This window comes from Mycobacterium sp. (assembly GCF_052145595.1).
Classification (GTDB): domain Bacteria; phylum Actinomycetota; class Actinomycetes; order Mycobacteriales; family Mycobacteriaceae; genus Mycobacterium.
In genome coordinates, this window is sequence record NZ_JBKQOI010000320.1 from 1 (window position 1) to 9,598 (window position 9,598).

Consider the following 9,598-nt stretch of genomic DNA (forward strand, 5'->3'; position numbering starts at 1 on the left):
GGCAGGTGCTTGAGGCCGCCGACGAAGGTCGTGGCCATCAACTCCGGCGCACCCGCCAGCTCGATCGACTTGATCCGCGGGACCAGCTCGGAGAAGAAGCTGTTGATCTCCATCCGCGCCAAAGCGGCGCCCAGGCAGAAGTGCACACCGTAGCCAAACGACAGGTGCTTGTTCGGGTCCCGCCCGACGTCGAAGCGGAAAGGATCCTTGAACACGTCCTCGTCCCGGTTGGCCGAAACATACGACAGCAGAACGGATTCGCCCTTGGCGATCGGCACGCCGCGCACCTCAGTGTCGGCCTGGGCGGTGCGCATGAACTCCTTGACCGGCACCACCCAGCGGATCATCTCCTCCACCGCGGTGCCCATCAGGGTGATGTCCTTTTGCAGCCTCGCCAGCTCGCCGGGGTTCTCCACCAGCGCCAGCATGCCGCCTGCGATCCCGGCGCTGGTGGTGTCGTGGCCCGCGCTGGCCACGATCACGTAGTAGGACGCGGTGTCCATGTCGGACAACGGCTCGCCATTGATCGTGGCGTTGGCGATCGCCGAGGCCAGGTCCTCGGTCGGGCGCTCGCGGCGCGACGCGGTGAGCGCGGCGAAGTAGTTGAAGAAGTCCAGCAACACGGCGAGCATGTCCTCGGCGGAGTCACCCCGCTGGAACTCGGTATCGTCGCCGCCGAACATCTCCTGGGTGAGCTTGAGCATCCGCGGGAAGTCCGACTCCGGCAGGCCCAGCAACGACAGGATCACATATAGCGGGTAGTTGACGGCGACCTCCTGGACGAAGTCGCACTCGGGGCCCTTCTCGACCATCTTGTCGACGTAGATCTTGGCCAGCTCGTCGACGCGACACTTCAAGTCGCGCATCACCTTCGGCCGGAACCAGTCGGCGCCGATCTTGCGCATGTCGCGGTGGTGGGGGTCGTCCATGTGGATTAGCGTGCGCAGGCCGATGCCTGCCTCCATTTGGGCGCGCAGCACGTCTTCGGCCTCGGCGACCATCAATAGTGGGCGCGGATCGTTGGTGAACAGGTCGTTCTGCCGCTCGATATCCATCACGTCGGCATGCTTGGTGACCGCCCAAAACGGCTTGTAACCCTCGACGTCGACCCAGGACACCGGGGCGTGGGTGCGCACGTGAGCCAGCGCCTCGTGCAGCCGCGTTTCGTCGGCGTAGGTCTGGGGGTCGGCCAGAACCCGAGCGGCCTCGTCCATGATCCGGGTGCTCATGCGGTCTCCTAGGGTGCGGTTGCGAATTGAGGGGTGTCAGCTTCTGGCTGTGGGCGACGATAGCCGCGCTGGTTGATGTTCCATTCGATCCACCCGACGCCGCTGCGGCCGTCGGCGGTGCGGAAATCGGCAAGAGCGTGGGGGAAGTGCGCGACCCGACCGTCGGCGCAGATGAGCAGATTCGACACTCTGCGACACCTCCCGAAATGTGGAACGATACCGTTCCAGACTATGACGTACGGCACGGATGGGTCAAGATGTCCTTATGACTGTCGCGGGTCGCACCTACGGCGGACTCAGTCCCGAACAGCGTTCACAGGACCGTCGCGAGCGCCTGCTGGATGCCGCCCGCGCGCTGATCGCCGAGGGCGGCGTGGCCCCGCTGACCGTCGATGTGGTGTGCCAGCGCGCGAATCTGAGCAAGCGGTACTTCTACACCGAGTTCGCCACCAAGGACGACTTGCTCGACGCGTGCGCCGAGGACCTGTTCGGCCGGCTGTGGGCCAAGATGCAAGAAGTGCTGGACACCGCTCCACTCGCCGACCGCATCGAGGGGACACTGCGCGCCATCGTGCACACCCTGGCGTCCGACCCCGCCGATGCACGCCTGTATATGGAGTGTCCGGGCTTTGTCCGGCTGCGTGAACGCCAGCAGCGTGCGGTGCGCGAGTTCAGCGAGCAGATGGCCGCTCGCGGCGTGCCCTTCATCGGAAGTCCAAAGCCATCCATCGACCGGGTACTGGCGACACGGGCGCTGGTCGCCGGAACAACCGACCTCATCAGCGCCTGGCTGCATGGCGACATCGAGACCGACGAAGACAGCCTCATCGCCACGCTCACCGCCACCGCCCTCGGAGCAACGGCCACGATCTAGATCTACGATCCGGCACGACGCGGTTAGCTGACTCAAAAGCGTTGCAGCGGAGATGATTTCAAGCTATGGGCACGGTAGCCGTGAGCCGGCCCCATCGGCGGCATCCGAGGGGGTGGTGTCAGATCCGCCGTCGCCGTCCCAGCGCAACAACACGACGATGAACCGGGGCCGGTAGATGCTGACCTGGCGGTACACGTCACCTCCCGCGGAGGTGTCGATGCTGTTGACGTCGTAGGAGATGACAAGCCTGTCGGGCGTCGAGTATTCCGGGTGAACGTGGGCGTTGTAGGTGTAGACGCCGGCGTCGCGATACAGTCCGGAGCTGCCGGACTCGGGTGTCCGGTAGAGCGTGGTCGCGGGCCCGAACGGCCCCGTGGGCGACGGGCCGAATCGGCCGACCAGGCGGTCGCTGAATCCCCTGCCGCCCTGCATCGTGGTGAGCATGTAGATGCCGTCGCGTAATCGGTGTACCGAGAGTTCGGCTGATATGCCGTCGGCCACCCGGACCGAGTCCGACTCCGACGACGACCATCCCAGGCCGGTCCAGTACGAAAAGTCTTGGCGTAGATCAACTCCCGCGACGCGCGCCACGTGCAGATACTTGTCGTCCCCGTGAGCCTCGACGCCGTACACATAGGTCCAGCCGACATCCGGCTGCACCCATTGGCCCCATTGGATGTCGCGTGATCGCGGCAACGGCGTGATCGACGACGGCGCCCCCAGATCGTCGGCATCGAACCGCGCCAGTGACGACCCCACCAAGGCAAAGTCCAGCGGACCCGGCCCGGTCGATCTCCACTCCGTGAGCGGAACCTGCAGCCCCCCACCGGTATACGTCACGGCGCCCAACCAGAACCAGTGCGTGGGATCGGCCGGCGCAATCAGTGCTGCGGGGCGGTCGGCCGTCCCGCCGACGATGGTGGACCAGCGTCCCCCGGTGTCACGGACGACCAACGAATTGTGCAAGAAAGCTGCGTCCGATGACCGGGTGGGAGGAGTGATGGGGCCGAGAAACGTGTCCGAGAACGCGAAGATCTCCCGCCCGTCGGGCAGCGGCGCCGACCAAGTGGAATCCCCACCCGTCCAACCGCTGCCCGAATTCGCGTAGTCCGTCAGAGCGCTCTCCAGGCAGGTAAGGGGCGCGGACCCGAGAAACACCGGTGTCACTTGGCCGTCGCCGCGCGCCCCCGTGCCCAGGATGAACATGCCCAGCCCGACCGCCGTCATGACCAGGACGACAACGAACAGGCCGGGCCGCCCAGTCGATCGGCTGACTCGCCGGACCGGCCAGAACCGAAGTCGCCGATGGCGACTGAGATGTCCGGTCACCACGATCACACGATAAGGCAGCTTCTCGGCTTCCGGCCGGGAAAGGAACCCTTGCGACCGCGCCCGCGGATGCCGTGCCCCTATCATCGCGGGTTCCCAATAGTTGGGTCGCCAGGTTCCGTTGAGCTAGCTGCGCCTGCGCACCATCCGGTGCTCGAGAGCGCCCAAGGCAGCGTCGCTGAGTTTGCCTAATCCGGCCAACAGAACGATCGCCAGCAGCATCACATCGGTACGTCCGGTGTTCTGGCTGTCGATCAGAAGAAATCCAAGCCCCTTCGACGAGGCAATCAGTTCGGCTGCGACCAGAAACAGCAACGCGTTTACCAGGCCCAATCTGAGCCCGTTCACCAGCTCGGGAGCCGCGGCGGGCAGCATCACCGCCGTCAACAACGAAGCTCCGTGCCGACCATAGGCGCGTCCCACCTCCAGAAGCTGTGCGTCGACGTGCGAGAGTGCCGATGCCGTCGTCGTGTAGATAGGGAAAAACGCACCGATGGCGACGAGCAACAGCTTCGGCGTCTCGTCAATTCCAAACCACAAGAGCAACAACGGCACCCACGCCAGAGAGGGCACGGTACGGAAGGCCACTAGCGTCGGCGCCAACAGCCTGCGCGCCATAACCGATAATCCGACAAGGGAACCGAACGCGAGCGCAGCGGCCGCACCGGCCAGGTAGCCGAGCAGAACCCGCGAAAGGCTCGCCTGTAGGTGGGTCCACAGTTCGCCACGCCGGAGCAATACGCCCAGCGCGGCCACCACGTCGCCGGGCGGCGGCAACTGGCTGGCGGAGAACAAACTCATCGCGGTGACCAGTTGCCAAATCACCATGAGCAGTACCGGGACAGCCAGTCCTGCCAGCGTCGGCGGCAGTTTCGCCAGCGGCGCGGCGCCGGACCTCAAGAGGCCTGCTGCGCGTACTTTGGCTCGATTATCGTGCTCAGGGCGCTGCGGCCAGCTTCGTCGGATTTGATGTCGGCGTCCGCCGCGGCGATCGGCACGATGTTGGTCAACACCGCCCGCTGAGGCTCGCCCGGCTCCGGTTGGATGTCCAATGCCGTTCGCTGCAATTCCTCTTCGGCCACGCTCGGTGTCACCTTCGCCTGCGAAGCCAGCAATGCCGCCAGTTCGTCGGGGTGTGCCTTCGCCCATTTCCGGGCCTCCTCATAGCTGTTAACCACGGACTGGACGACATCCGGATGTGCGGTGCTGAAGTCCTCGCGGACGTTCAATACGCCATAGGAATTGAAATTCGGGTTGCGGTAGAGCAGCCGCGAACCCTGTTGCTGAACCGTTTGCGCCATGAAGGGGTCCAGTCCGGACCAAGCATCGACATCGCCGCGCTCTAGGGCGGTCTTACCGTCGGCATGCTGCAAATTGATGATTTCCACATCGGTTGGCGAAAGTCCTACCTTCGCAAGCGATTGCAAAAGAAAGAAGTACGGATCGGTCCCCTTGGTGACTGCGATCTTCTTTCCTTTGAGGCCGGCCACCGAGTCGACGGTCGAGTTCCTGCCGACAACCAAGGCCGTCCACTCTGGCTTGCTGTACACGTCGATGATCTTGATCGGCGTTCCGTTGGCCCGCGCGACCAATGCGGCTGAACCGGCGGTGGATCCGAAGTCGAGCCCATTGGAGCGTAGGCCCTCGTTGGCTTTGTTACTGCCCGCCGAGAGCACCCAGGTGACGTTGTAACCCCGGCTTTCCAGCAGGCGCTGATCGCGCACCACCAGGCTCAGGGGGTTGTAGTAGGCGTAATCCAGGCGGATGTCCTGCGCCGCTGTCTTGCCGGTGTTCAAACCGCAGGCGGAGCTGGCGGTAAGCGTGGCGACAACCAGAATTGCTCCCAGGTAGCGCTCTTTCAGCACGGTTTCGCCTCCTCGTCGACGGCAGACTGCTCGCGTGCACCGCTGCGTCGGGGTACACCAAGCTCGTCCAACAACTGATCACGCAGCACAGTGATGCGCGGATCGCCGCGGTCCCGCGGCTTGGGAATCGCGACGTCGAACGTCGCGGCAATACTGGCGGCGCCCTTTGTATCGGGGCGTGCATCGGAGCGCAGGATCAGCACTCGGTCAGCGAGAATTACCGCCTCGTCCACGTCGTGCGTCACCAGTAGCGTGGTGGTACCGGCCTCTTGCTGAACCGTGTCGAGCAAGTCCTGCATCCGTAGTCGGGTTAATGCGTCGAGGGCCGCGAGCGGCTCATCGAGCAGCAGGACGCTGGGTCGCCGGGCGAGGGCGCGCGCGAGGCCCGCGCGTTGCGCCATACCACCGGACACTTGCCGGGGGTAGTGCTTGCCGAATTCGTGTAACCCGACGATATCCAACCAATGTTGCACTGCCGCAGAGCCTTTCGATCGTGCAGTGTCGGGCGGCAGTCCAAACTCGACGTTGGTTGCGAGCGATCGCCACGGCAACAATCGAGGTTCTTGGAAGACCATGGCACAGCGTGGGTCGATCCCGCGGACGGCTTTGCCGTCGATCTCAATCCGCCCATCGGTAGGACGGTCGAGACCGGCCGCGGGCCGCAGCAGTGTCGATTTGCCACTGCCCGAAGACCCGAGCAACGCGACTACCTTGCCCGGTTCGATCTCGATATCGACTTCGTGTAGCACGGTGTGTGTTCCGAACGTACGGTTGACACGACGAAGTGACACACATGCCGGCGCGGGATTGGTCGACATCACCCGCGCAGCCTAGGAATCGCGCTTGTGGGCCACCAGGTTTGCCATGATCGTGATTCAAACCCGTGCGGCGCGCCACGAGCGTGACGGGCGTCACTAGCCCAAAGCCACGGTTTCGTTCTTTCTCCGCAGGGATTCTGCGGGTGCTATGGGCTATGGGAATAACTCCTGGGCGGCATCGTCTTTGTAGGTTCGTCGGGCCGCGCAGAAATCTCGGGGAGGCTGTCAGTGATCTGGTCGAACGGGTCAACCGGCCTGACGCACCGATCGGCGCCGGTCACGACGGATGAGGGCTTCGCGCGCGGTGAGCGCAGCGGGTCTGGTGCGACCGCGGCCCTGTTCACCAGCGTGTGCGTTCTCCTCCTGGTGACGGGATGGGCCGCCAACCACTTCGTCGCGTTGATGCCCCTGATCAGCGGTCGCCAGCACCTCAGCGTGGCCACACTCGACGCGATCTTCGGGATCTACGCGGTGGGATTGCTGCCCGGGCTGCTCGTCGGCGGGCGTGCGTCGGATGCGCTCGGGCGCCAGCCGGTGGCGTTGACGGGTTCGACGACTGTTCTGGTCGGCACCGTGGCGATGTTGCTGTCGCAGCAATCCGACGTCTTGCTGGTGGGGCGTTTGATCGTGGGGCTTGGTGTGGGTCTGGCGATGACCTCCTGTACCGCATGGGCCTCTGATCTGAAGGGTCCCGCCGGTGCAGCCGCCGCTGGAGCCGTGTTGATGGCCGGTTTCGCGATCGGCCCATTCGCGCTGCGGGGGTCATCGCCCGGACCGGGCAACCCGGCATTCGGGTGTCGTTCGGGATCGCCGCCGCGCTTGTCGTGGTGGCGATGGTTGTCGCGGTCGTGGCCGTGCAGCGTGCGGGCGTGATCGCGCCGGCGACAGCGGACGACTCCCAGCGGCCGATGCTAGCGCGGCAGGGAAGCGCGCGGGCGTTGAGCTGGGCCATGCCGCTGGCGCCGTGGGTGTTTGCCTCCGCGACACTCGGGTTCGTCACGATCCCCACCCGGCTGCACACCGGCCTCGCGGCTCCCATGGCCGCGGGCACGGCGACGCTGATCGTCAACGGCGTCAGCGGGCTTATTCAAGTGGTCGCCCGCGCGCGTGACTGGGGGCCGCAAGCCGGCACCGCCGGTGCGGTGCTGGCTGCGATCGGCTACGCGGGCACCGCGGTGGCACCGCCGACCATGTCGCTGGCGTTGGGCCTGCCGCTGCTCCTGGTCCTCGGGTGCGGGTCCGGCCTTCTGCTACGCGAGGGCTTGATTGATTTGGAAACCGCGGCACCGCAACACGCGCGCGGTGCCCTCACCGGGGCGTTCTACGCAGTGACTTACGTCGGCTTCGGCCTGCCGCTGATATTGGCCACGGTCGGATCTGCGGTCTCGGTGATGATTCTCGCTGTGATGGCATTGCTGGCGTCAGCAACATCGGTCAGCCGAGCGGTGCGGCTGCGACGAGATAGTCACCGCAAGAAATGATTCGGTGGCAAAGGGCTTCTGACGCCTACGCCGCTGTCTGTGGCGCCCGGCACCGGTGACGGGTAGCGGATTGTTGCTGACCACGCTCAACCCGGCCAGACGGCGCCATGAGCGGATGGCGTTGCGCGTGACCTCCACGATACGGGCCGCCCCGGAGTCCCCGTTTGCCATTCTGTGGGCGCGCAGCGCGTTGCCGGTTACGGCATCCAGCGTGTCCCAGTCGTCGGTATCAACAAGTGTGGTCGATTGGTATGCGGCCCGGACGGCATACAGTTCAGCGCCCGCCAGTGTCTTGCTCACCGTGCGGGCGGCGCGGGCAGCGCTGTTCCAGGCGGCGATCGGCGGAGTCTCGCCGGGGGTGAGCCCGCGATGTAGCTCGGCGATGTCGGTAATCGCCTCGGCCGCGGCGTTCTCGACGTATCGCACCACGCCCCAGGGTGGGCTGGTCAGCAGTTTGGCCACCCAGCTGTGCATGACGGTGTCGGCGACATCGGCGGTTCCCACCGTCAGCCAACCCAGGTCGAGCACCAGCAGGCTGTCTTCCGGCGACAGAAAGCCGTCGGGGCCGGAGAGCAGGTCGTTGCACAACTGAACGAAGGAGGCCAGCGGGCGGGCCGATGTCGCCGGAAAGTCGGTGATCCGCTCGTCGCCGTTGATGTATGAAATGGCGTTCATGGCGCACCCTTTGCCCGATCCCGGCTGATGGGATCCCCTGGCCAGTCTCAGCGGATGGGTGATGCGGTCGTGGTCCATTTCAGTTGCCTTCCATGGTTTTTGGTATTGACGGCCCGGGGTTGTAGCCGGTCAGTCCGCGTCAGGCGGGGGTCTGGGTCAGCGTAATGAAAGAGATGCTATGGCAGGTGAAGTCATGGCGGTTCGCGACACAACGGATAGGACTCATGAAGCACTGCATCCGGTTCCCGCAGCCGGCGGGCCCGGCTCACGGGGGTCGTCGCGCCGCAAGTTCTCTCATCGGCCACATTTGTATTAAATGTGCTCATCACGGTTACCGCACCCTGGGGAGGACCATGACCTACATCGATAGCGACATCGTGGCGATCACGCAACTGGTGAACCTCTACGGGCTGGCGGTCGACAGCCAGCGATGGGGATTATTCGACCGGATCTTTTTCACCGACGTGGATGCCGACTACGGTCCAACATCGCACTGGACCGATCGCGAACAGTTCAAGTCCGACTTCGCGGCGTTTCACGATCCTTTCGATTCCACTCAGCACACCATGTCGACCCACGTGATTCACGTCGACGGCGACCGAGCCCACAGCTTCTGCAACGGCGGCTGGCGCCTGGTCCGCAGGGCCGCCGGCGGCAACCCTCTCTGGGACGGCACCGGCTGGTATGACGACGCGCTGTTGCGCACAACCGCCGGCTGGCGGATCGCCCGCCGGGTCTGCCGCATCACGTGGTGGGCCGGCAACCCGTTCGTCAACGAAGCGATCCCCGGGGTGAAGTTCGAACTGGCCACCACCGTGCTGCGACGCGAAGCTGACGCGGGCCGAGTCGGGATCCTCACCTCGGTACCCAAATAGCGGCGAACACGGGCCCAAGCACGTTCACGCTTAAAGCAGTTCGCGCAACGTCTCGATCAACTTGATCCGCTCGCCTGGCATTGCCGCTATAGGTGCGACGTTCAAGGTGGTCACCCCCGCCTCGCGGAACGCCGCCACGCGTTCCTTGACAAACTCGCGTGTACCGATCAGGTTGACGTCTCTCACCAGCTCGTCGGGTACCACCTTGGCGGCGCCGTCCTTATCGCCGGCCAGGTAAAGCTCTTGGATCCGGTCGGCTTGCGGGCCGTAGCCATACTTGGTGGCCAGGGCGTGGTAGAAGTTCTTGCCCTTGGCGCCCATTCCGCCGATATACAGGGCCAGGTGCGGTTTGACGAATTCCCTTAGCGGCTCGACGTTTTCGCCGATCGCCAGTACCGGGCCGGCAAACACGTCGAGCTCACCCAGATCGGGGTCCCGCCTGGCCCGGCCGG

12 protein-coding genes are annotated in these 9,598 nt (G+C 64.9%); 4 read left to right on the plus strand and 8 right to left on the minus strand.

Going from position 1 to position 9,598, the window contains the following annotated elements:
• Nucleotides 1–1,229 (minus strand): cytochrome P450 (locus ACLP4W_RS26950; protein ID WP_442390433.1); only part of this gene is annotated, 1,229 nt, incomplete at its 3' end.
• Nucleotides 1,230–1,237: 8 nt separating this feature from the next.
• Entirely contained in the window at nucleotides 1,238–1,417 is a 180-nt protein-coding gene (locus tag ACLP4W_RS26955; protein ID WP_442390434.1) for a DUF7064 domain-containing protein, read from the minus strand.
• A 77-nt stretch (nucleotides 1,418–1,494) separates the two neighbouring features.
• Here ACLP4W_RS26955 and ACLP4W_RS26960 point away from each other — a divergent pair, with 77 nt between their 5' ends.
• Nucleotides 1,495–2,103, plus strand: a complete 609-nt coding sequence (locus ACLP4W_RS26960) for a TetR/AcrR family transcriptional regulator (protein WP_442390435.1) — start codon at nucleotides 1,495–1,497, stop codon at nucleotides 2,101–2,103.
• Nucleotides 2,104–2,166: 63 nt separating this feature from the next.
• On the opposite strand, the gene ACLP4W_RS26965 is transcribed toward ACLP4W_RS26960, so the two are convergent.
• The 4 genes from ACLP4W_RS26965 to ACLP4W_RS26980 form a co-directional block, all read right to left on the minus strand.
• Nucleotides 2,167–3,330, minus strand: coding sequence for a DUF4185 domain-containing protein (locus tag ACLP4W_RS26965; protein WP_442390436.1), 1,164 nt, complete (start codon nucleotides 3,328–3,330; stop codon nucleotides 2,167–2,169).
• 228 nt (nucleotides 3,331–3,558) lie between these two features.
• Nucleotides 3,559–4,257, minus strand: coding sequence for an ABC transporter permease (locus ACLP4W_RS26970; RefSeq protein WP_442390442.1), 699 nt, complete (start codon nucleotides 4,255–4,257; stop codon nucleotides 3,559–3,561).
• Between the two features lie 71 nt (nucleotides 4,258–4,328).
• Entirely contained in the window at nucleotides 4,329–5,294 is a 966-nt protein-coding gene (locus ACLP4W_RS26975; RefSeq protein ID WP_442390443.1) for an aliphatic sulfonate ABC transporter substrate-binding protein, read from the minus strand.
• Nucleotides 5,291–6,088, minus strand: a complete 798-nt coding sequence (locus ACLP4W_RS26980; RefSeq protein WP_442390444.1) for an ABC transporter ATP-binding protein — start codon at nucleotides 6,086–6,088, stop codon at nucleotides 5,291–5,293. Before ACLP4W_RS26980 ends, ACLP4W_RS26975 begins: the two co-directional genes overlap by 4 nt.
• A gap of 255 nt (nucleotides 6,089–6,343) precedes the next feature.
• On the opposite strand from ACLP4W_RS26980, the gene ACLP4W_RS26985 reads away from it, so the two are divergent.
• The gene (locus ACLP4W_RS26985; RefSeq protein ID WP_442390437.1) at nucleotides 6,344–6,988 is read left to right on the plus strand and encodes an MFS transporter; all 645 of its coding nucleotides are present in this window, start codon (nucleotides 6,344–6,346) and stop codon (nucleotides 6,986–6,988) included.
• Nucleotides 6,949–7,596, plus strand: a complete 648-nt coding sequence (locus ACLP4W_RS26990; protein ID WP_442390438.1) for a hypothetical protein — start codon at nucleotides 6,949–6,951, stop codon at nucleotides 7,594–7,596. The genes ACLP4W_RS26985 and ACLP4W_RS26990 overlap by 40 nt, the downstream gene beginning before the upstream one ends.
• On the opposite strand, the gene ACLP4W_RS26995 is transcribed toward ACLP4W_RS26990, so the two are convergent.
• Complete coding sequence (locus tag ACLP4W_RS26995; RefSeq protein WP_442390439.1) at nucleotides 7,537–8,271, minus strand: hypothetical protein; 735 nt, start codon at nucleotides 8,269–8,271, stop codon at nucleotides 7,537–7,539. The genes ACLP4W_RS26990 and ACLP4W_RS26995 overlap by 60 nt on opposite strands.
• Before the next feature lie 353 nt (nucleotides 8,272–8,624).
• On the opposite strand from ACLP4W_RS26995, the gene ACLP4W_RS27000 reads away from it, so the two are divergent.
• Entirely contained in the window at nucleotides 8,625–9,146 is a 522-nt protein-coding gene (locus ACLP4W_RS27000; RefSeq protein WP_442390440.1) for a nuclear transport factor 2 family protein, read from the plus strand.
• 30 nt (nucleotides 9,147–9,176) lie between these two features.
• Here ACLP4W_RS27000 and ACLP4W_RS27005 read toward each other — a convergent pair.
• The coding region (locus tag ACLP4W_RS27005; RefSeq protein WP_442390441.1) for an LLM class flavin-dependent oxidoreductase at nucleotides 9,177–9,598 on the minus strand (422 nt) is incomplete at its 5' end.